This window comes from Cohnella panacarvi Gsoil 349 (assembly GCF_000515335.1).
GTDB classification, from domain to species: Bacteria; Bacillota; Bacilli; order Paenibacillales; family Paenibacillaceae; genus Cohnella; species Cohnella panacarvi.
Genome location: NZ_KI911563.1, coordinates 3,769,837 through 3,793,160, shown reverse-complemented (window position 1 = coordinate 3,793,160; position 23,324 = coordinate 3,769,837). Strand labels below are relative to the sequence as shown.

Here is a 23,324-nt window from a genome sequence, read left to right as displayed (position 1 = left end):
TAAGATTAGCGTCTTGAACCTATAAGATACGCAACAACGCCTCCGCGGCCATCTACATGGCACGGAGGCGTTGTTATTGACTTTATTTCGCGGAGACGGACACGGTTACGGTTTTGCCCCCATAGGAAGCTTTGATCGAAGCCGATCCTTTGCCCACGAACTTAATGATTCCGTTCGTTACCGTAGCGACTCTGGCGTTCGACGTCGTCCATTTCGCTTCGGCCGTAACGTCGTTCGATTTACCGTTCTCGAAGTCTGCCGTCAGCTTAACCGTTTCGGTCGTGCCGATCGCAACCTGTTTGATCGACTTGACGGAAGCGGCGAGCTTCGTCAGCTTGGCCGTTACTTTATACGACACTTCCAACGTTTTGCCTTGAATGACCGCCGTCAGCTTGCCGCTGCCTTCTTTCAGCCCTTTGATCGAAGACTTGTTGATCGACACCAGGTCCGGTTCGGAAGCTTGCCAATCGAGCCGGGAGGCAAGCGATACCTTCTTCCCGCTCTTCGTCAACCCGGTCACCTTGATCGATTGCGACTTATTCAGCGTAAGCTGCAGACCTCCCGTCGGAGTAATCTGGAACGAAGTAAACTCTTCTTCGATCGTCACTTTGAAGGTTATCGTCTTGCTTAAGTAGCTGCCCGTCAACGTTACCGTCGAAGCTTTCAGGCCTTTGATCTTCGGCGCCTTTACGAGCAAGTTCGGACTTGATACTTTCCATGTTATTTTATCGGTAATAACCTCTTCGTTGCCGTTCTCGTAAATGATCTTCACCGGAGGAAGATTGGCTTCTTTACCCGTCACTACGCTTATCGCCGTAATATCCGAGTCCAGGGTAAGCACTTTGTTGTGTACGTTCACCGTAATCGTGTCGGTCTTGACCGCGCCAGGGACGCCCGCTTCGTTCTCGACCTTCGCGGTCAGCGTCGCCGTGCCCGTCTTCAGCGCCTTCCACTTGCCGTCCTCGATCGCGACGACCGCGCTGTCCGACGATGTCCATTGTACGAGCTTGCTAATATCCTGCGAGCCTCCGGCCGCCGTACCGCCAGAAACCGCGGGCAACGAAGCCGTATCCTCCACGAATACATCCAGCTCGTCTTTGGCGATATCCACGCTGACGATGCTCGGATAGACGGTAATCGTCTGCTCCTTGGTCAGCCCTTTGTAGGTTGCCGATACTTTCGTCGAACCTACGCTTCTAGGCACGACGGTAACCTTATCGCCCGACTTCACGATCGTGGCGATGAAAGCATCCCCCGTCTTCCATTCCGCCTCGCCGGTAACGTCATCCGCAGGGCTCGTTCCTTTGACGACGCTGGCCTCGAGCTCCACTCCCGCGCCGTACAGCGTGACCGCGATCGGTTTGTCCGGCAGCAGCTTCATCGCCTCGAACGCCGTACGCACATAGAACGTAACCGACTCGGATACGCCGTGCTGCTTAGCGGTGACGACCGCCGTACCCGCTCCGACGGCCGTTACTTTGCCGTCTTCGACTTTGACGACGTTGCTGTTGCTCGACGTCCACGTCGCATCCTCGGTTATCGTCGCTTCCGCTCCGCCCGACTTCGGCACGGCCTTGGCAACCAGGATACGATCATTATCGCCTACGTACATCTCGATCGGACCGTCGATGACCGGATCGGAATAAATCTTGATCGCCGAATAAGGCGATTCGACGGTCAACTCGATCGTGTCCGAGCGGCCAAGACGCTTCGCGATTATCGTCGCCTTGCCCGCGCTTACGAGCGTAACCTTACCGTCGTCGACGGTCGCGACGGCCGTGTTGGAAGACGTCCAAGTCGCCGCTTCCGTCACGTTGTCCACGCTGCTATCGTCCTTTACGCCGTTGGCCTTCAGGATCAGTTCATTGCCCAACTGCACGGTCTTGGTCGCAGGCGCGTCCGCGCCTTCCAGCTCCAGCTTGACTTCCTTGTATTGATAGACCGATTTGACCTTCACTTCGTCGGTAAAACCCGAATATTTGACGGTAATCGTCGCCGACGACACTTCGCCGGTCGCGGTGATCACGCCTTTGTTCACTTTAATGAGAGAGGACGAGGACGTCCATGTGGCGCTATCCGATACGTCCTTCTTATTGGACGTGGTCGATACCGTCGCCCACGCTCTAATCGAATACGGTTCGCCTTCCACGATTACCGCTACCGGCTCGCTGACGGAATCCAGCTCAACGCCGAGCACCGTCTCTTCGGCCGCGCTAACGCTGGACCAAGGGACGATCGTCAACGCGATCGCGATAACCGCCGCGCACAACCGCCATGTCCAGGATTGCCTTCTAGTCGTTTCGTTCCGCATGTTCATCTCAAGCTAGTCCTCCATAGGCAGAATTTCGGAAACTTCTACCTTTATTAACGGATTGACCGGACCGATCCTGAAGACGAAATGGCAAATTAATCCTCGCCGGTCGAATTTCGCGACTTAATACCCATAATCCCGGCGCAACGTTTCAAGGTTCTCCGCGCATCGGGCAGCCCAACGGCCCAGCGTATCCATTCGGCCGAGCTCCTCGCCGAGCGCGCGCTTCAAAGAATCTCCGAAGTCCGGCACCTCGCCGCGATAGGGCTCCGCGCTTTGACGCGGGACCCATACTTTTTCCGTATACGATAAAGCGCGCCTCTCGTGGAAGAGAGGAACGTCCGGATCGTACGGATGATGCAGATCCCCTTGCATGGGGTGCTTGAGCACCGCCAATATTCGCACAAGCGCCCTTCTCTCGTCCCGCTCTACGATTTCTCCTATGTATTCTCCCGTTTTATGGCCTACTCTCGCGATTTCCGGCAAAGCTTCGCCTTTTTCCATTGCGGCATCCATCCTCCATTCGTATTACTCCCATTGTACTCAACGCCATCCCCGAAGAAAACTTCCAGGAAATTATGGTTTTATGCTTTATCCGCGCTTACGCACTTGTTCCAGGGCTCTCTAAAGCGTAATATGGTAGTAGGTAAAGTGGGGGATTGTCTCTAATGCGCAAAAAAAGAGTTCTGCTGCTTTCCGAAGGTTTCGGTACCGGACACACGCAAGCCGCATATGCGCTCGCTGTCGGATTAAGACAGCTTTCGCCCAAGATTCAGACGAGAGTCATCGAGCTCGGTACGTTCCTGAATCCGATCATCGGACCCTTGATCTTGTCCGCTTACCGCAAAACCGTAAGTAATCAGCCTAAGCTGGTCGGCAAGATCTATCGCAGCCATTACCATAAATCATTGAATAAAATTAAGCAGTTCGCGCTGCACCGGCTATTCTACAACCACGTTTCGGAAGTGCTTCGACAATTGAAACCGGATTCTATCGTCTGTACCCACCCGTTTCCGAACGCTGTCGTCAGCCGCTTGAAACGATTGGGACTAGACGTGCCTTTGTATACGCTCATAACGGATTACGACGCGCACGCGACTTGGACGAATCCCGAGGTCAACACGTATCTCGTGAGCACGCCTACCGTACGGAATAAGCTCATCGCGCGCGGGATTCCGGCGTCCAGCATCGAAGTAACCGGAATACCCGTACATCCGAACTTCTGGCATCCGCATGACCGCGCGGACATCTTGGCTCAGTTCAAATTGAAGGACATGCCTACCGTTCTGATCATGGGCGGCGGTTGGGGATTGCTATACGGCGACAATCTGGTAGAGTATATCGCGAGCAAAGCCGACAAAGTACAGATCATCCTGTGCCTCGGCAACAATCAGAAGTCCCGGGAGAAACTTCTTGCCAATCCTTTATTCCAGCACCCGAACGTTCATGTGCTGGGATTCACGAAAGAAGTCAGCAAGCTGATGGACGTCTCCGACCTGCTCGTGACGAAGCCTGGCGGAATGACGTGCACCGAGGGCATGGCCAAAGGCATTCCGATGCTCTTCTACGAGCCGATTCCCGGCCAAGAGGAAGAGAACGCGGATTACTTCGTCACCCACGGGTTCGGCGAACTGATGACGTCGACGGAGACGATCGATCGTTGGCTGCGGCTCATTCAGGAACCGTACGCGGCCGATCAGCATCGGGACACGCTGCTGGCGCTGCGCAATGCGGAGTACCATCCTGCCAAGTGCTCGGAAGCGCTATTAGCGCTCATGGAATAACGAAGAGAAGCACCCTTCGCCGATTTCGCGGCAAGGGTGCTTCTCCGTTCCAACGTCTATTCTTCAACCCACAGTATGCTCGATTCGAAAACTCAACCTTTGACCGAACCTGCGGCAATGCCTTCTACGATGCGGTTGCTAAGCGCCAGGAATACGAGCAGAATCGGCAGAATACTGAGCATCAGCGTCGCGCCGATCGCGCCCCAGTTCACCGTGTATTGGCCGATGAAGTTCTGAACACCGACCGTCAGCGTCTTGAGCGAGTCCGAACTGATGAACGTATTAACGAAGATGAACTCATTCCAGTTGTAGATCATGTTGATGATCGCCGCCGTCGCGATGACGGAAGAAGTCATCGGCAGAACGATTCGGAAGAACAACCGGTTCACGCTGCAGCCGTCCATAATGGCCGCTTCCTCGACTTCGCGCGGGAGGGCGTAATAGAAGCCGAGCAAGATCATGATCGTCAACGGCAAGTTGAACGCCGTGTACGTGATCAGCAGACTAAGCTGCGAATCGATCAGATCCGCTTGATTGAACATATTGAAGAGCGGAATCAGGGTCGAATGCACCGGAATCATGATCCCGATCATGAACAGACCGAGCACGAGCGAGCTCAGGCGCCATCTCATGCGCGTAATCGCGTACGTAACGAAGCTCGCGAGCAGGATCGTGAACGCTACCGATGCGGCCGTAATCCATACGCTGTTCCACAAGTACCGGCCGATATGACCTCTTGTCCATACGAGCTCGTAGTTTTCCCAACGCAGCTCCTTCGGAAGCGAGAACGCAGGCAAATTGAACACTTCTTGATTGTTTTTGAGCGAGAAAAGAAGCAGCCAGACAAGCGGCAGCAACTGAACGACGGCTGCTACGACGAGCACGATATATAATACGCCCTTGCCGAGTCGACCGGCGAACGAACGGGACTCCGTTGCTGGCAGTTTCATTGTATTGGCGGAATTCATCCGGATCTCCTCCTGCTTAAGAATATTCGATCGTGTCTTTGGTCGCCGTCAGTCTGCGGATGCCCCATGTCGCGATTAAGCAGATGACGAGCAGGAAGAAGCCGACTGCGCTTCCGTATCCGAATTCCTTGCGGTCGAAAGCCGCATTGTACATGAAAGACGCCATGACCTCGCTCGCGCCGTTCGGACCGCCGCCCGTCATGACGTAGATGAGATCGAAATATTTCAGCGAGCCGACAACGGCCAGCACGATAGTCACTTTGATCACTTCGAAAATTAACGGAAGCTTGATGCGAAGCGCGATCTGGACGGAAGTCGCTCCGTCGATGCGGGCCGCTTCGACCAAAGTACCCGGAATGTTCTTGAGCGCGGCATAGTAGATGATGATGTAGAACCCGGCGTACTGCCATAGGATCGGAATGAACACGGCCCATAGCACGACTTTCGGATCCGAGAGCCAAGCGGGCGTATTCTCGATGCCGATCCATTCAAGAAAGCCGTTCAGAATGCCCGTAGTCGGATGATAAATTTTCAGCCAAAGCTGGGCGATCGCAACCGAAGACAGCAGCATCGGAATCAAATAAACTTTGCGCAGCAGATTCGCGCCGCGAATGTTGCCGGAAAGAATCATGGCAACGGCTAAGTAGAGAGCCAAGCTCAACGTGGACATTACGGCGAACACAAGCGAATGCCTGACGCTGGCCCAGAACGCTCCGTCTTCGATCAGTCTCGAATAGTTGTCCAGTCCGATGTATTGCATCGGGCTGACGGCATCCCACTCCATCAGTCCGTAATAGCCGGTCAGTACGATCGGCACGTAGATAACGGCCAAGATCAGAAGCAAGGACGGCAATACGTATAGCGCGATTATCCCTTTGTTCGACATCACTTTTTCCATGGCGTGTGTATTACCTCCTCGGTCGTACAAGCAAGAGAAGGACGCAGCCAATGCGCCACGCCCTTCTCTTGTTTAAGAACTAACGTTTATTTGCCTGCTTTCAGCGCTTCTTCGTGCTTCTTCAAGAAATCTTCAGGAGAGATCGATTTGCCGTACAGCGCTTGCGCGAGTTTCTTATGCTCGTCGGCTGCGACCGGCTTCATCTGAACGTCAAGGAACAGCGTCAGGTTGTTCGCGTTGTTCAGCTCGTTAAGCAGCTCGATGAACAGCGGCGGAAGATTGATCTTGGACGTATCGACCTTCGTAGCCGGGATAACGCCTGCGTCTACGACCGAATGTTCGCCCCACTTCTGTACGAAGAAGCTGACGAATTTCTTCGCTTCTTCCTTGTGCGGGGAGCTCTCGGAGACGTACAGGCCAACGCCCGGACCGCCGACCCAATCGTTAACGCCGCCTTTGCCGCCGGTTACGGTCGGGAATTTGAAGAAGCCGACTTTATCTTTGAATTCTTGAGGCACGTCAGGGTTCGTCGTGTAGTTCGGAACTTCCCACGTACCCATGGCGTACATCGCCGCTTGCTCGCTGGCGAATTCGGCTTTCGCCTCGTCGTTGGACAAGCCGTTGAAGCCTTTGATGAACGCGTTCATGTCGACCAGCTCTTGCGAAGCTTTAGCCGCTTCTAGCAACGCCGGATCGTTGAACGTGTTGTTCGCGACGGATTGATCGAGCAATTCCGTACCGCCGAAACGTTCAGCCAGGTACATGTACCAGAACGATACCGTCCAAGCGTCTTTGCCGCCGAGCGTGATCGGGGTAATTCCTTTGTCGCTCAACGTCTTGATAATGTTCTTCAGGTCATCCAGCGTTTGCGGTGGCTGAAGGTTGTTGTTCGCGAAAATTTCTTTGTTATAGTAGATCGGTACGATATTAAGCTCGAGCGGAAGACCGTATACTTTGCCGCCGGAGGAGTAAGCTTCCGGCGTGCCCGGAACGAACTTGTCTTTCAGCTCGCCTTGGAGCAGATCGTCAAGCGGAGCGAAGCGGTTACCCTTGACGTATGGCTCCAAGAAACCAGCCGCCCAAGTCAGGCCGACGTCCGGAAGTTCATTGGAGGAAGAGAGCACGCTGATCTTGTCTTTGTACTGTTCGTTCTCCAATACTTCCGTCTTGATCGTTACGTTCGGCGCTACCGATTTGTATTCTTCGATGATTTGATTCACGAGCTTGAATTGTTGCAGGCTGCTGCCTTCCGGCCACAGATGCATCATGTTGAGCGTGATCGGCTCTCCGGATGCTTCGCTTGCAGGCGCTTCGGACGACTCTGCCGCCGGCGCGCTTGGGGAAGCGGCTGGAGAAGCCCCATTGTTACCGTTGTTATTGTTACTTCCTCCGCAGGCGGCAAGCACCAGCGAGAGCGAGAGCAGCATTGTGCTCGCCGTTAACGCTTTCTTTTTCATGAACGAAAACCCCCTGTATCGATTGTAAAGGAATTGAATGCGCTTTCCTTCGATATTCAGTGTATCATTGCCTTCTGCTCGAGATAAGGGCACTGCTGTTGGCTATTGTTCCACCATTATTGGATATCATTCGGATCTTCTATTGGATATCGTTAGGATCTTCCGTTAACTCGGAACGGTATTGTCCCGGGCTTCTTCCCTCGTATTCCTTGAATACTTTATTGAAGTATTTCGCCGTCTGGTAGCCGACGCGCTCCGCGATTTCCGCGATCGGAAGCTTCGTCGTCACGAGCATCTCCTTCGCTTTCTGGAGCTTCTTGCGCGCGATGAACTCGCTGAACGTCATATGAAGCTGCTCTTTGAACAGCACGCTGAAGTAGCTGGCGTTCAGATGGACGTACTCCGCCACCTCGCGCAGGCTGATCGTGCCCGCGAGATGCTCGTCGATGTAGTCGAGCGCTTTGCGAATCGTCTCGCTAAGGTTCGCGCGATCCGCATCCGTCTCGAGAAGCTGCGGATCGACGAATTTGCGCATGATGCCGACGCGGTTGCGCTCTTCTCCCGCATCCAGCGCTTGTCGGGCGGCTTCGATCAGCTTCTCCCGGCTGACCGGCTTCAGCAAGTAGTTCACGACGCCGAGCTGAATGGCTTGCTGGGCATATTCGAACTCCGCGTAGCCTGAGATCAAGATGACCGCCGGCTGATGGGGCAGCTGGCTCTCTTGGATTTGCGCCGCGAGTTGCAGACCGCTGATCTCGGGCATGCGGATGTCCGTAATCATCAGGTCGATCGGAGATTCACGGAGCATCCGCAGCGCCTCATGTCCATTGTCGGCGGTCATGATCCTGCAGTTGCCCGTCCCCCACTTTTCGAGCATGCTTTTCAAGCCTTGCCGAGTCCGCGGTTCATCGTCCACGATCAATATCGCTTTCGTTCTCATTCTGTTCCCCCCGCCAGCGGAATCCGGATCCTGACGATCGTTCCCTGATCCTTGACGCTGTCAATGGTAACCGCGTCGGTTACCGTAAGATTATCGCCGTAAAATAATCGCATCCGTCGTTCCACGTTCGTAATTCCCATACCTGTCTTCTTCGTGGACGGCAGTTGGATGTTATCGCTCACCAAGCTTTCCCTGAGTAAGCCCAGCGTCTCTTCGTCCATGCCGGCTCCATCGTCTTCGACGGTGACGAGCAGGCTTTCGCCGTCATCCGCAAGCTCAACGGTCAACGATACGGTGCCCGGACCGATCTTGCTCTCGAAGCCATGGAGAATGGCATTCTCTACGAAAGGCTGAATGAGCAGCTTAGGTAATTTCGCGGACCCGAATTCGACGGGACAGTCGATCACCCAGCGCAGACGTCCGCCGAACCGAAGCTTCATGATGAGCAGGTACTTCTCGATATGGTCGAGTTCGTCCCGCAGCGTCACCCATTCCGCCTTGTTCGGTCCCGTGATCGTATAGCGGAACAGATCGGACATCGCTACGACGAAATCGGCCAGCTCTTCCTCTTCCTTCTCCTGAAGAGACCAATATAACGCTTCCAACGTGTTATACAAAAAATGGGGGTTGATCTGCGCCTGCAGCGCCTTCAGCTCCGACCGGCTCTGCAGCAGCTCTTTTTCGTACACGAGACGGATCAGCCCGTTAATATCCTCGACCATCTTGTTATACGTATGGTTCAGCTCGTTAATCTCGATGGTCGAAGACACGATCTCCGCGGGCTTTAACCCTCCGAGCCTCGCGCCCCTCATCGTCTTGATCAGCCGCAGGATCGGACGCGAGATGACCGTCGAGAGCAGCAGCGACAACAAGATGAATAGCACCGTTCCGATGGCCGCCGATACGACGATCGTCGTTCGAAGCACCGAGATGCCTTCCGTAATCGCGTGAACCGGTGTCAAGATGAGCAGCGTCCATCCGGTGACCGCCGATTGCTGCTTCACCATCACGTATGTCCGGTCATGCAGGTGCACGGTCTCGCGATCCGTCGCGGCCAGGCTCAGCGCTTCCTCTTCATTGACGCTCTCCGTATTGGAGGCGAGCAACTGCCCTTCCGTCCCGACGAGCAGCATCGTCTCTTGTCCGTTCGCTTCTCCCTGCAGCGAGTCTAGCGCGAACGCCTTGCGATCGATGCGGACGAGCAGATAGCCGCCCGTCGCGAAGTTCTGATGAAGCAGACTGACCTGCCGAATCGCGATCAGCGCGCTCGCATCCGCGGGATCGATACCGAACCATACGAGTCCGCCTTTCCCTTCGGTCGTCTTCCTTATCCACTTCTCGCTCACTTTCTCGTCCAATCTCACGTTGTTCAGCGGAAATAACCGTTTGAGGTCATGCGTATATAGCTCGACCGATCTCACTCCGCTGGCGAAGAGCGGAATCGTGTTCATGATCGCGGGCAGCGCTTGCCGTTCCGTTAACAACGCTTCTCCGCCGTTCCTCACTTTAAGCAGCAACTGCTGCACGTATGCGTTCGTGGCCACGAGAGTGGTGTGCGAGTCGACCTGCTCGAGAATGCCTTCCAATCTTCCGTTCGCCTGCACGGCGGTCTGTTGAATATGCTTCGCCGCGTTGTTCTTCAACATCGTCGAGACGGAATCGAACGTAATGGCGCCCACGAACGTGAGAATGGCGATCATCACGAAGAGGAATCCGAACAGCATCTGGTTCCGAAGCGAATTGAGCTTGGCTAGTTTGGGCCACATCGCGTAATCAACCTTTCTCTGCGGGGCATGCCTATCGTTCGCGCGGTGCACAAAAAGGGATGAAGTCGAAGCTTCACCCCTTAGTTGACTCATGTGTTAGTAAATGGTTCTGCCCTTCTCGTCCGGCACGCCGGACTTGCGGTAGAAATACGTATTAATAACGTCGCGCCAATGCTTGGCATGCTCGGCTTGCTCGCGCAGCCGCTCCCGTACCGGTCCGAATCGAGCGGAGTCGATCAAGCCCTCCAGCTCGCTCCACTGCTTAAGCAGACCGTTCGCCTGTTCCGCGCCCTCGAAGTGAGTATCGTATATGTGCTGAATGACCGTCAAGCCGGAATGCAGCCGGTGCGTGTAAGGAACATGGTGGAAAAAGAGCAAAAGCTCGTCAGGACACGTCGTGACGTCGTTATACACGGCCGAGTTAGGAGCATGGTATTGCGCGCTATAGCCGGTACCCGTCCCGGTCGTCCGATCGACGCCGATTCCGTCCCGGTCCGCGAAGTGGTACGTACCCCAACGCGAGTATTCGTAGCCGTCTACATCCGGACCGTAATGGTGGTTCGGCGCTACCATCCAGCCTACGCCGAGCGGCGCCGTATAGTTCTCGTAGGTTCTCCACGAGCCCATTAACATACGGCTGATCACGGATACGACGCGCTCTTCGTTGCCGAACGTCTGACGAATCCATTCGTCCGCGATCCGTTCTGCCGAAAGGTCCGGATTCCAGATCAACCGGCCGTAACCGTACAAGTTCGCTTGCGCCAGCGTGTGTCCGGTCCAGTTGTCGTCATCCCCGATGTTGGATACTGCCGCATACCCCGAATGTTTCGTCCCGAACAAGCTACCGTCCGCAACGCGCTTGACCAGCGAGCCCGATCCCTTCGCGTGCGTATCGAATTCAAGCACTTCTTTCCACTGCGGAACGAGATAACACAGATGTCTCTGCTGCCCAGTATATTCCTGGGTAACCTGGAACTCCATGACCTGGTTCGTCCGTGTCATCGCTCCGAACAGCGGAGATACCGGTTCGCGTACTTGGAAGTCCATCGGTCCGTTCTTGATCTGCAGGATCACGTTGTCCTTGAACTTGCCGTCCAATGGCGTGAAATGATCGTAAGCGGCCCGTGCCCGATCCGTCGAACGATCGCGCCAGTCCTGCATGCAGTTGTATACGAAGCAACGCCAGATGACGATGCCGCGATGCGGAGCGAGCGCGTCTGCCAACATATTCGCCCCGTCCGCGTGATCCCGTCCATAGGTGAACGGCCCCGGCCTGTGCTCGGAATCGGCTTTGACCAGAAATCCGCCGAAATCCGGAATAAAATCATAGATCGTCTTGGCAGTCTGCTTCCACCATTGGCATACGCCCGGATCAAGGGGATCGGCCGTTGCCAATCCGCCGACTTGAATCGGGGCGGCGAAGTTAACGCTTAAGAACAGGCGAATGCCGTACGACCTGAACACGTCGGCGACTCGAGACACTTCCGGAAGGAGACTCTCCGTAATGAACGCCGTCTCGGCTTTATGCACGTTAACGTTATTAATCGCGATGCCGTTAATGCCGACGGAGGCTGCCAGACGGGCATAGTCTCTAACCCTGTCGAGCCTTGAGGCGATTTGATCGTTATAGTAAAAGATCGATTGGCCCGCATAACCGCGTTCGATGCTGCCGTCTGCGTTATCCCACTGGTTCAGCATGCGAAGCTCGCTTGCCGGCTTCTCGCGAATATCGATGTCGGACAAAGACGCTTGCGAACCGATAAGCCGCAACAAATGGAAGACTCCGTAGATCAATCCGGACGGTCCGCCGGCGACAAGCGACAAGCAAGTGCCGGCATCCGTCGGTACCGAATGAATGCGATAGCCTTCGTCCCGCAATTGCTCCCGTTCCGAACCCGTTGCATATCCAAACTTCGTATAAGAAGGATTGCTTGGACGTTCGGACGCAAGGGGTTCGATGCCGAGCATCGACCTGCAGGCATCCTTCAGTTCTCGAAGCGCCGGGCTATATTCCGATATTTCGGACGGCAGCACCACGTTGCCAAGCAGTTTAATGTATGCGTTGCGAATACCTACCTGTTCGATTCTCTCGTATTGCAGCCATGCTTTGTATGCTTTGCTTGCCAAGATTGCACCCCCGCTAGTTCATCCTTGTTCTATGCAGTAAAGCCGTTAATGTGCTCTAATAGCAGTGAACGCTGCGACGTGGTCGTCGTAGCGTTCATGGCTTCCATATAAGGAAATCGTGTGTGAAAGCCTCGTACAGCTTTCTTGTTCTTAACCTTTTACGCCGCCTACGGTCATACCTTTAACGAAGTACTTCTGCAGGAACGGATACATCATGATCATCGGAACCGAGGCTACGATCGTCATCGTGGCGCGAATCGAAAGCGGCGTAACCATCGTGGCTGCTGCCTGCGAATTCGAGAACGCGCTCGTCGCGGACGATGCGGCGCTGGAGTTCTGAAGAATCTTCTGCAGCTCGTATTGCAGCGTGCTTAACTTTTCATTCGAAGAGTTGTACAGGAATACATCGATCCAAGAGTTCCATTGGAACACCGCGGTGAATAGCGCAATGGTTGCAAGAACGGGAAGACAGAGCGGCAATACGATGCTCATTAACGTCTTGAACTCTCCCGCGCCGTCGATTCTCGCGGATTCCATAATGCTTTCCGGAAGCTCGTCGATGAACGAACGAACGAGAATCAGGGTGAATACGCCGATCAATCCCGGCCAAATATATACCCAGAAGCTATTAACCAGATGCAAATCGCGAATGTTCAGGAAGTCAGGGATAATCCCCGGGTTAATATAAGCGGTCAAGACGAATGCGATCGTAACGAACTTCCGTAACACGAAATCCGGCCGGCTGATCGTATACGCCACTATCGCGGTAGAGAATACGGAGAAGACCGTACCTACAATCAAACGGAGGAAGGAAATCATAGTTGCCTGATAGACCTGATTATCTTTAAAAACGTATTTATAGTTCTCTAGCGAGAAATGTCTCGGCCATATATAGATGCCGCCCTTGATCGAATCCATCGCTTGGTTCAACGATAGCGCAAGCTGATTCAAGAAAGGGTACAAAGATGCGACCATCAGTAAACAAAGGAATACGATATTAGCTATGTCGAAGATCCGGTCGCCGATAGACGAGTCTCTGCGAAGTTTCTTGGGCGCCGTCCCTGAAGCTGAATTTGCCATCTAGTAAACCTCCTTCTTAGAATACTCTGCTACCGCCGAATCGTTTAGCAACGTTGTTCGCGATGACCAGTAGCACGATGCTGACAACGCTCTTAAACATACCGCCCGCAACGGCTAATGAGAAGTTGCTTTGTTCAAGACCGTATTTCAGTACGAATATATCAATGTTCTCGGAATAATCGATGTTCATGCCGTTACCAAGCAGATATTGCGCCTCGAATCCCGATTGCATCAGATTGCCAATGTTCAGAATAAGCAAGACGATGATAACCGATCGGATGCCCGGCAACGTAATATGCCACATTCTTCTAAAACGTCCGGCTCCGTCCATCTCCGCAGCTTCGTACTGCGAGGGATCGATCGTCGCGATCGCAGCTAAGTACACGATCGTATTCCAGCCAATTTCTTTCCATACCGTACCCGCGCCGAGAATGCCCCAGAAATCTTTAGGAATCCCAAGGAACAGGATTTCATTGCCCTTATCGATGAAGCCTAGTTTAATCAATAAAACGTTGATGATGCCGTCTGTTGAAAGCGTCGATTGAATAATGCCCGCCGCTACGACCCAAGAAAGAAAGTGAGGCATATAAGTTACCGTCTGTACGACGCGCTTGAAAATGACCGAACGCAATTCGTTAAGCAACAATGCCAGTATTACTGCAGTAACAAATCCAAGTATAAGGTTGATTCCGCTCATCGCGAGCGTATTCCTTAATACGCGCAAAAACCGTTCGTCGCTGAACAGAAAGTTGAATTGATCCCAGCCGACCCACTCTTGCTCGGAGAAACTCCTAGCCGGCTTGTACTTCTGGAACGCCGTTGTCCAACCCCACAGCGGCATGTATTTAAAGAGGAAAAGCCAGATGACGAAAGGAACGGACATCAAGACGAGCATCCGTTGCTGTACTAGTTTCCTAAAAAAAAGCTTCAGTCCCGTTGGCTTGTTCGACGTCACGGATGACGTTGCAGTTGTGATATTGCTCTCCATATATATTCTCCTTCCGGACCGGTCTTACTAATTGAATAAGCGAAAGGTCGAACTTATTCGCGACGATAGCACGTATAAGCCGGCCTTTCGCTTATTACTATTTAGCTATTACTTAACTTTAGCAGCTTCGACTGCAAGTTTGATTTGCTCCGTATACCATTTCTCGTATCCAGCAGTGTCAAGCTTGCCGAACTCTGCAGTGTACTCCGCCCATACTTTCTCGAAGTCCGCCGGTTTCGCAAGGACGATCTTAGGATAGTATTTCTTGATAACTTCGTCATGCTTCGTTTCCCAGATTTGTTCTGGCGATCCTTGAGCTTTAGGAATACCCCAAGCTGGGAACCATGGACGGTCATCCGGTTTAGCGAAGAGCTCGGAGTAAGTCTTAACGCCATACGCATTAAGAATCGTTTTGTCGCCTTCCGTCAAGCCTAATTGGAACACTTCCGGTTGGAAGCCAGGAGCGAACGCGTTGCCGTCTGCCAACGTCGAGTTCGCGCCGTATTGCGGCCAGTCGAAGTTGAAGTATCTGAAGCCGAATTTCAAGTTGAACGGCTCGTCGATCATCTTAATCATCTCAGCGGTGCGGAAGAAGCGGCCATTCGCGTCCACATCATACGTCTCGCCTTTGATGCCCCAGCTCTTCATGACTTGGTTCTCTTCATTAAGCAGGTTATCCCAGAATGCCATGATTCTTTCTGGATCTTTCGCGCTTACGGAGATACCGATACCGCGGTTTTTAACGAATCCAGGAGGATCTTGCAATTGGTCTTTGCTGCCATCCCATGTCAGCGGCATTGGGAAGTATACGAAATCGTCTTGAGACTGATCTGCCCTTGCAGCATCTCTCAACAGGTTGCGGGCGTTGCCCGATTGCCAACCGTAATCGAAGAAGCCGACGACTTTCTTGGAGGACAGCTTCGCAAGGTATTGGTCGTAGTTGTCTACGAAGGAAGCCTTGTCGAACAAGCCTTTAGCATTGAAGTCGTTCAGTTTCTGTAGGAAACGTTTCGTGGAATCGGTCGTGAAGTACGTCTTCGCTTCCAACGTATTCATGTCGATTTCGACGTTGCCGTCGTTCGGATATCCGTCAAGGTGCATCGGCACGTTAGCGATTGCGAAGAAGCGCCAGTCATGCGTCAGGGAGATGAAGCCCGTCAGATCTTCGTCTTTGTGCTTGCTGACGAATTCTTCGATCAGGTTCATGTACTCGTCGAACGTTTTGATCTTCGGATAGCCGGCTTCTTTCAACACGCGGCGTTGAATCCAGAAAGCGCCTTGGTTGATTTCAGGATCCGGAGCGTATTCGCCTACTTGAGCCGTGATCGGCAAGTAGTAGATTTTACCGTCTGCCGCCTTCATTTGAGGAAGGAACGGACCGTATACGCGTTTGATGTTCGGGTTTTTCTCGATCAAATCCGTCAGATCGATGAATGCGCCTGCATCGACGAGCATGTCGATCGCGGCATCCGGGTTGATAACGTCAGGATAGTCGTTGGATGCGATCATCGTACCGACTTTCGCTTTCAGGTCGCCTACCACGTGTTCGATTTTAAAGTTGACGCCGGTTTGCTCTTCGAGAAGCCTGCCGATCGTCGTTTCGTTCGTGTTAACGTCCGGTGCATTCGCTACGCCGAGGAAGTAGGAATAAGTTACTTTATCTTTCGGAGCTTCCGATGCGGGAGCGCTTCCAGACGCATCCGCGGAGCTTGCCGGCGCGCTGGACGATGCCGTATTCTTCTCGTCGTTGTTGTTCCCGCCGCAGGCGGTAGCCGAGAGAACCAGTGCAGCTGCCATCGTGCCATAAAGCAGTTTCTTAGCCATTCATGAGATCCCCTTTCATAGATAAAGCTTTTTTTGTAAGCACTTTCATTATAGAGGCATGATGCGTCTTTGTTCACCCAATAAACTATAGTCTGTACTTTGAAAACCATAGTAGGTTTGTCGCGGTTAATCGATAGGAATCCGCAAACTAATATAAGTCCCTCGTCCCGGTGCGCTTTCGATCACGAGTCGGAACCTGTCGCCATACATCAATTTAAGTCGATATATGACGTTTTGTACGCCGATTCTTTCCCCGATTTCCGCCTCGCTCTCTAAATATCCGTAGAAGCGCTTGACCTTCTCCGCGTCCATACCGATGCCGTTGTCGCGTATTTCGAACAGAAGCTCGTCCTCTTCGCGAGCGATCTTAACGTCGATCTGACCGCCGGTCTTCAGCGGCTCGATCCCATGAATGCTGGCGTTCTCGACGAACGGCAGGAACATCATCTTGGGAACGGTGCAGCGCCGCGCCGCGGGATCGATGTTCAGGTTGTATTTCATTCTGTCTTCGAACCGGTATTTCTGGATTTCTAGGAAACAGACGATGAATTCCATCTCTTCGCTGACGGTTACTTTGTCCTTGCCCCAGGTGAGCGACGTCCGGAAAATTTTCGCCATATTATGAATGATTTTGGCCGTCTCCGTCTCGTTCTTGATCAAGCTGCGCATCCGGATCGTCTCCAGCGCATTGAACAGAAAATGCGGGTTGATCTGGCTTTGGAGCGCGTTAAATTGCGCCTTGCGCCGTTCGAGCTCCAGTTCTTTCTTCTGGATGTCGGCTACGTACACATCGTCGATCAAACTCTTGACCTGCAGCGTCATACGGTTGAATTCGCCCGTCAGCTGGCCGATCTCGTCTTTGGATTCTTGGTCCTCGATCGTCTCGAACGACTGATTCTTGACCCGCTTCATTTGCTTCAATATCCGGATCAACCGGGAGTTAAGGGAGCGAGTGAACCAAATGATAATTAACGTCGGCACGACGAGATTCGGAGCCGCCATATAAAGCACGAATTCTTTGGATTTGCTTACCTCCGACAGGACGATCCTATCCTCGAATTCGCCTACGATTCGCCAATTCTTCAGATAGTTCTGATTCAAGTTCTCCTCCAGCACGACCGAATCGCCGCGCATGGAAACGGCTTTATAGGAGTTCGATTTGGCAAGATCGACGTCCGGATTATTCGAATAGATAATTCGGTCGCCTTCAAGCAAATAGAGCTTGCCTTCCAACGTAACGTCGCTGAAGATTTGCCCGAGCAGCTTGGGGTGGACCTCGATTCTCAGAATTTTGTTGGGCTCGCCCGTGGCGACGCTGTCCATCTTCTGAATGAAGCTGAGTTGCTCCGCGTTGCCGGAATCGATCGGCGCGGACTTGTCCACCAGAATTTCAGAGGACGACATTCCCGACAACGTATGGAACCAATTCGTGGTTTGTATCTCTTCCGTAATCGGGAATATTCTTCCGCCGAATATGATCGACTGGTTATTCGTAAAGATCGTGATCGATTGAACCGCTTGATACAACGGGCTGTACTTCTCCAGCCGATTGGCTATATACGTGTTGTAGTTCTCGACGTAATCCGCGGACTTCTCATAGTACTCGTCCAAGTACGAATTAAGCACCGAATCGGCGTAAAGCTCATAGGCGACTCCCGCCAGGAAATTGAATTGCGCCGACAGTTCGTTGCGCAGCTGCTCGAGCGTAAGCGATACGTCCCGCATCTTCTGCTTCTTGACGTTGGTGGTCGTAATGTCGTAGAAAATAACGTTAGTAAGCACGACAGGTACGAATACGGACACGATGTAGACGAGCAGCATTTTGTTGCGCAGCCTCACGTCTTTCAGACTTAACGCGCGCTTCAGCTTGACGAGCATTCGATAATCACCGCGTCTTATTTTTTAGTGAGAAGACTGTTCTTGTATTCGGTCGGCGTCTTATGCTCCACCTTCTCGAATTGCGTAACGAAATAGTCCGGATTGCAGAAACCGACGCGCTCAGCGACCTCGTAGACTTTAAGGTCGGTCTGCCGCAGCAGCTTTTTCGCCTCCGTAATGCGGATCTCGAGCAAGTAATCGTTGAAATAGACGCCGTACGTTTTCTTGAAAAGCTGCCCGAGATAAACAGGATTCATATAGAAAGTTTTGGAGATGCTTTTGAGGCTCATGTTCTCGTGATAATGGGCTTCGATATATTGCTTGACCTTCTGGATGCCGCCTTTCGAGCGGTATTTGCGCTTGTCGGTAATGTAAGCGACGCTCTCCATGACGAAAGCGATGATCATGCTTTTCAGTCCGAACGCCGTTTTCGGCTCGTTCGACCACTGCATCATCGCTTTCAAGGAAGCGAGCTCGTTCTCGTCGCCATCAAGCTCGCGGACGATCTTCGTAATTCCGAGCACGCTCTGCGCGATGGACGCTTGCACCGATTCGGGAGCGAATTTCTCCACGGTGAACGCTTCGAACAGCTTGTCGATCGCCGCTCGCACCGCAAGCTCCTTGCCCTCCTCAATCGCCTCCATCAGCTCCGCGTTCAGCTTGGCGTCTGACTGCTTGTATTTAAGCGACACCCGCGAAGCTTCTTCATAGGAAATCACCGATTGTCCGTCCAACGCGAACTTGTATTGCACCAATTCCTTAGCGGTCTTATGCGATTCGGTAACACCCGCTACGCCCATGCCCGGTTTGCCGACGTACAAGCGCATATTCGGCCTAAGCTCCTGCGGCGTCGCCCACAGCATCCTGGCGGCGAACGCTTCCCACTCCTGAACCGTATCGCCCGGCGCCCCCTGCGTCGTCAGCAAGCCGAACGCGGATAAGCCCGCATCGTATACAATCGCTTTGCGATCGGGAGCAATCGCTTCGAATAGGATCCGTTTCAGGTCGCTCATCTGTTCGATCGCCCACGGCTCCCGCTCTTGCCCGAAGCCGATGTTGTTGCGTTCGACCAGAATGCAGCAGTATTCCTTGTCTTGGCGGATATCGAGCAGCTCCGCGGTAACCGAAGCCATCTCTTCGTTCACCGCGCCCGAATACCAGCTTTCCAGCAAGGCGGCGTCGAAATCTACGCGCGGCGCGGATTTTCCTCTATGTTCTTCTTCGATCATGTCTTTGATCCGAATCAGCGCGACCGTCAGCTCGTCCTCGTCGATCGGCTTCAATATGAAATCTTGCACGCCGTATCGGACGGCCTGCTGGGCGTATTTGAAATCGCTGTAGCCGCTGATAATAATAAATTTAGGCGCATATCCTCCGTTATCCCTTATGTTCCCGATCATCCGCAAGCCATCCATCACGGGCATCCTGATGTCCGTGATGACCACGTCCGGGCTTAACCGCTCGATCAGCTTCGTTGCTTCCTCGCCGTCATCCGCTTCGCCGACGACCTCGTAACCAAGCCGCTGCCAGGGGATGAGCGCAAGCAGACCTTTACGCACAAAGATCTCGTCGTCGACCAGTATGACTTTCATCATGCGTATCCCTCCCAATATATGTAATCGCTTTCATCCCGAACAAATACACAATGCAATCCATTTTACCGCATCGACACCCCGAAAGAAACTTAGAAAAGTTTATATTTTATTTTGTAAAACTTACAAATCTAAATTTATCAAAGTTAATAAGTAAATGACAATACCCAAATCGTGGTATGCTTCTTGCTAAGGAAGGTGCGAATTATGAAGATTACGATTGGCGATATCATCGCCGTAATGACGATGCCGGATCGCGATCCACGTTCGTCGGACATCTTGATCGCCGGCGAGCCGGACTCGACGGTTCGAGCGATAGCGGTCTCGTTCTCGGCTTCGATCGAAGCGATCGAGAAAGCGATCGAAGCCGGCGCGAATCTGCTCGTGACTCACGAAGGCATTTATTACAACCACCACCACGATCCTCGCCGGTACGAGGACGATCCCGTCGTTCAAGCCAAACGCGAGCTCATCGCACGCGCGGGCATGTCCGTCTACCGCAATCACGATCATTGGCACCGACTCGAGCCCGACGGAATAATGCTCGGCCTAGTCCGCTCCATGGGATGGGAGGCTTCCGTCGTCCGACATGATTCTACCGCGTCTTTCTTAGCTTTACCCGGCGACGTTACCGTGGATGAGATCGCACGGTTAATGAAGCGGCGCCTCGGGTTATCATCGGTGCGCGTCGTCGGCGACGTATCGCGGCTTTGCAACCGGGTCGGCATAGCCGTCGGCTACCGCGGGGGCGGCGATCACGCGATACCGTTGTTCGAAAGGGAGAAGCTTGATCTGCTGATCGTCGGCGAAGGCCCCGAATGGGAAACGCCCGAGTACGTTAAGGATGCTGCCCGGCTCGGCCGGAGCAGAGCTCTGATCGTCCTCGGACATAGGGAGAGCGAAGTGCCCGGCATGCGCTTGTTGGCCGAATGGTTAAGCGCTAAATTTCCGGGCGTGCCTATACATTATATTGAAGAAGAGCCTTTGTTCCGATACATCTAAAATGACAAAAAGCTCGCGCAACGCCTCATTCGGCGGATGCGCGAGCTTTATGCTTTATGAAGTTAGAGCGCGCTGCCTCCGTACAAGAAGCGATGCTCCCATGCGGTTCCTTCAATGTGATCGACTCGCACTCCGCCGGATTCTTTGGAGTAGGTATGCAGGATTTGGCCATTGCCGAGATAAATGCCGACGTGGGTAATCGTTTCCCCGAAAGGAGATTTATCCGCATAATTCGAAGCGGCGGAGCCGGCGTAATCCATGAAGAACATCAGATCGCCACGCTTCAGCGTACGCCAATCCGTCGATACGGAGTTGTTCGCTCTTACGTATTCCCCCTGCTGGCGCGAGTCTGCCGGAAGGACGAGCTCCAACGCGTCCTTGAACGCTTGCCGGACGAAATCCGAGCAATCGAACGTGGCCGTCGTTCCGCGGTCCGAGCCGAACTCGTAAGGCGTGCCGAGGTACTTGTTGCCAGCCGCGATCACGAGCTCGACTTGCTGGGCGATCGGCAAATTTTGAGCCGGCGGCTTCGGGATGTCCCCGGTGACCTTCACATAGGAGCCGGACGTGCTGATGTAGCCGGCGACGCCTTTGGCATCCGTTATCGCGTACCAATAGTCGTTTACCTTCTTGGTAATGCGCACCTTCTCGTCCTTCTGCAAATATCTCATGCGCGTTCCGCTCGTCGAAGGCGCGTCGCGGAAGGAGACCGAAGCTACGATTACCGCGTTGCTTGCGGTCGTGTCCGGGTTCGTGTCGCTTCCGGCCGGGGGAGCCGGGATGGAGCCCGTTACTTTGACGTAATCCGCGGACGTGCTGATGTAGCCGGAGACCCCGCCTGCATCCTTGACCGCGTACCAATAGCTGTTCATTTTGCTCGTAATCGTAACTTTCTCGTCCTTCTTAAGGTACCTGATCCGCTCGTCGCTAGTCGAAGGTCCCTTGCGGAACGAGACGGAGCTGACGATCACGGCGTTGGTCGTCGTTACGGCTTGCTCGACCACGTCTATGTATTTCTCGTTCGACGACACGTACCCGATCTGACCGTTGCTATCCTTCACTTTATACCAGTACGAATTCGTCTCTTCCACGATCGTAACTTTGTCGCCAGCCTTTAAATACTTCATAACCGTCGATGATGTGCTTGGACCGCTGCGGAAGCTAACCGTGCTGACGATGTTGGCGGAGCTCCCTCCGGTTGCCGCCGACGCGAACGTCGGAACAGACATAAGCATCGCAAGCGCAGACGTCACGATCAATAAACCTTTCCTCACTTCGATCGCTCCTTTGGTGTGAACTCTGGTAGTGGGGATGACACTTCCCCAACCTCATTATAGAACGGCTAGATCAGCCTTCCATCCGCCGTCATGACCAGGCTAGATTTCCTCCGTGGGAAATCAGTTCCATGGCAGGACTAGGTATATGGTAGCGAAGTGCCGTTATATCAAGGGGTAGCACGCGCTTACAAGGAATGATTTGGCAACGCCAAAAAACCGCCGATCGGCGGTTATAGGCGGTGAATCACACGGTGTCTATTCGGGTGTAACGCCGACATTCGACTCGGCCTCGGATAACTGCAAATGGTTGCTATTTAGGCCATCTCCCCCTTAACTCGTCGTTGTAGTCCGTGTCACCCCCGTCGTTGTAGTCCGGAACGGGGCCGATTTGAAAAAATAACAACCATTCGCAGTTATTTCAAGCAATAAGCTCCAGCGTGAGGCGAATACCAACGATTTTCAGTTATTTTAGTAAAATGCAGCCTTATGCTTGTCCGGAACAGTAAATACATGCGGATGTGTTTTATTGTAACGCCGACATTCGACTCGGCCTCGGATAACTGCAAATGGTTGCTATTTAGTCCGGATTTTCCTCTCTCCGTCGATGTAGTCCGTGTCACCCCGTCGTTGTAGTCCGGAACGGGGTCAATTCGAAAAAGTAACAACCATTCGCAGTTATTTCAAGCAATAAGCTCCAGCGTGAGGCGAATACCAACGATTTTCAGTTATTTTAGTAAAATGCAGCCGTATGCTTGTCCGGAACAGTAAATAAATGCGTATGTGTTTTATTGTAACGCCGACATTCGACTCGGCCTCGGATAACTGCAAATGGTTGCTAATTAGGCCATCTCCCCCTCACCCCGTCGTTATAGTCCAGGTGAATGTCATAAGGAAACATAAAGAAAGAAACCGGCACCTAGACTGCAGGCGCCGGCCTCATCTTTAGAAGCACGTATAGGAGCGGATTCGGGACGTATCTATGCCGAAGTAGGACCAGAAGAAACCGAACCATCTAAACCCGGCGACGGAGGTTCTTCCCACGAAGACGGGGTAAAACCAAAACTGTTCTCCGTTGTTCAACCAAACGTAAGTGTTGCGGAATAAGCAGAACCGGATGCCGCCCGGGTCGACCGCGAACGTGCCGGCTTGCGCCTGAGGGGGCAACTGCGGCGTGAACTGCGGAGGCGGGGCGGTCGGTGCCTGCGCCTGCCCCGGTCCCGGACCTCCGGGCGCTCCGGGGAACCCTCCCCCCGGAAATCCCGGGCCTCCCGGAAACCCTGGTCCTCCTGGTCCCCCTGGAAATCCTGGTCCCCCTGGTCCCCCTGGAAACCCCGGACCTCCCGGAAATCCCGGCCCTCCTGGAAATCCGCCTCCCGGGCCCGGTATCGGAAAAAATCCCATAATCGCTTTCGCTCCTTTTATTAGGCTGATT

The 23,324-nt window shown here is 53.3% G+C and carries 17 protein-coding genes; 2 read left to right on the top strand and 15 right to left on the bottom strand.

Features of this window, described 5'->3' with window-relative positions; genetic code table 11:
* Positions 1–82: 82 nt before the first annotated feature.
* Positions 83–2,317, bottom strand: coding sequence for an Ig-like domain-containing protein (locus COHPA_RS0118255; protein ID WP_027087592.1), 2,235 nt, complete (start codon positions 2,315–2,317; stop codon positions 83–85).
* A gap of 117 nt (positions 2,318–2,434) precedes the next feature.
* The gene (locus tag COHPA_RS0118250) at positions 2,435–2,815 is read right to left on the bottom strand and encodes a kinase-associated lipoprotein B (RefSeq protein ID WP_027087591.1); all 381 of its coding nucleotides are present in this window, start codon (positions 2,813–2,815) and stop codon (positions 2,435–2,437) included.
* Positions 2,816–2,979: 164 nt separating this feature from the next.
* On the opposite strand from COHPA_RS0118250, the gene COHPA_RS0118245 reads away from it, so the two are divergent.
* Positions 2,980–4,095, top strand: coding sequence for an MGDG synthase family glycosyltransferase (locus tag COHPA_RS0118245; protein ID WP_027087590.1), 1,116 nt, complete (start codon positions 2,980–2,982; stop codon positions 4,093–4,095).
* Positions 4,096–4,187: 92 nt separating this feature from the next.
* Here the strand turns inward: COHPA_RS0118245 and COHPA_RS0118240 are convergent, their stop codons facing one another.
* The 11 genes from COHPA_RS0118240 to COHPA_RS0118190 form a co-directional block, all read right to left on the bottom strand.
* Positions 4,188–5,063: a carbohydrate ABC transporter permease gene (locus COHPA_RS0118240; protein ID WP_027087589.1), complete on the bottom strand. Its 876-nt coding sequence runs from the start codon at positions 5,061–5,063 to the stop codon at positions 4,188–4,190.
* A 16-nt stretch (positions 5,064–5,079) separates the two neighbouring features.
* Positions 5,080–5,961, bottom strand: a complete 882-nt coding sequence (locus COHPA_RS0118235; protein ID WP_027087588.1) for a carbohydrate ABC transporter permease — start codon at positions 5,959–5,961, stop codon at positions 5,080–5,082.
* 86 nt (positions 5,962–6,047) lie between these two features.
* Positions 6,048–7,418 (bottom strand): extracellular solute-binding protein, encoded by a 1,371-nt coding sequence (locus tag COHPA_RS0118230; protein ID WP_027087587.1) that lies wholly within the window; start codon positions 7,416–7,418, stop codon positions 6,048–6,050.
* A 139-nt stretch (positions 7,419–7,557) separates the two neighbouring features.
* Positions 7,558–8,358 carry a response regulator transcription factor gene (locus COHPA_RS0118225; RefSeq protein ID WP_027087586.1) on the bottom strand — a complete coding sequence of 267 codons (801 nt, stop codon included), beginning with the start codon at positions 8,356–8,358 and terminating at the stop codon, positions 7,558–7,560.
* Positions 8,355–10,124 (bottom strand): sensor histidine kinase, encoded by a 1,770-nt coding sequence (locus COHPA_RS0118220; protein ID WP_027087585.1) that lies wholly within the window; start codon positions 10,122–10,124, stop codon positions 8,355–8,357. Before COHPA_RS0118220 ends, COHPA_RS0118225 begins: the two co-directional genes overlap by 4 nt.
* Positions 10,125–10,220: 96 nt before the next feature.
* Positions 10,221–12,251, bottom strand: a complete 2,031-nt coding sequence (locus tag COHPA_RS0118215) for an alpha-glucuronidase family glycosyl hydrolase (RefSeq protein ID WP_027087584.1) — start codon at positions 12,249–12,251, stop codon at positions 10,221–10,223.
* A gap of 150 nt (positions 12,252–12,401) precedes the next feature.
* Complete coding sequence (locus COHPA_RS0118210) at positions 12,402–13,331, bottom strand: carbohydrate ABC transporter permease (protein WP_027087583.1); 930 nt, start codon at positions 13,329–13,331, stop codon at positions 12,402–12,404.
* A 16-nt stretch (positions 13,332–13,347) separates the two neighbouring features.
* Positions 13,348–14,319 (bottom strand): ABC transporter permease, encoded by a 972-nt coding sequence (locus tag COHPA_RS0118205; protein WP_027087582.1) that lies wholly within the window; start codon positions 14,317–14,319, stop codon positions 13,348–13,350.
* A gap of 108 nt (positions 14,320–14,427) precedes the next feature.
* Complete coding sequence (locus tag COHPA_RS0118200; protein ID WP_027087581.1) at positions 14,428–16,143, bottom strand: type 2 periplasmic-binding domain-containing protein; 1,716 nt, start codon at positions 16,141–16,143, stop codon at positions 14,428–14,430.
* A gap of 126 nt (positions 16,144–16,269) precedes the next feature.
* Positions 16,270–18,021: a sensor histidine kinase gene (locus COHPA_RS0118195; RefSeq protein ID WP_027087580.1), complete on the bottom strand. Its 1,752-nt coding sequence runs from the start codon at positions 18,019–18,021 to the stop codon at positions 16,270–16,272.
* A gap of 17 nt (positions 18,022–18,038) precedes the next feature.
* The gene (locus COHPA_RS0118190) at positions 18,039–19,616 is read right to left on the bottom strand and encodes a response regulator transcription factor (RefSeq protein ID WP_027087579.1); all 1,578 of its coding nucleotides are present in this window, start codon (positions 19,614–19,616) and stop codon (positions 18,039–18,041) included.
* 204 nt (positions 19,617–19,820) lie between these two features.
* On the opposite strand from COHPA_RS0118190, the gene COHPA_RS0118185 reads away from it, so the two are divergent.
* Positions 19,821–20,615 carry a Nif3-like dinuclear metal center hexameric protein gene (locus tag COHPA_RS0118185; RefSeq protein WP_027087578.1) on the top strand — a complete coding sequence of 265 codons (795 nt, stop codon included), beginning with the start codon at positions 19,821–19,823 and terminating at the stop codon, positions 20,613–20,615.
* A gap of 62 nt (positions 20,616–20,677) precedes the next feature.
* Here the strand turns inward: COHPA_RS0118185 and COHPA_RS0118180 are convergent, their stop codons facing one another.
* Together COHPA_RS0118180 and COHPA_RS26180 are read right to left on the bottom strand one after the other, a co-directional pair.
* Entirely contained in the window at positions 20,678–21,889 is a 1,212-nt protein-coding gene (locus COHPA_RS0118180; RefSeq protein ID WP_027087577.1) for a C40 family peptidase, read from the bottom strand.
* A gap of 945 nt (positions 21,890–22,834) precedes the next feature.
* Positions 22,835–23,293, bottom strand: coding sequence for a hypothetical protein (locus COHPA_RS26180; RefSeq protein WP_051421763.1), 459 nt, complete (start codon positions 23,291–23,293; stop codon positions 22,835–22,837).
* Positions 23,294–23,324 lie beyond the last annotated feature (31 nt).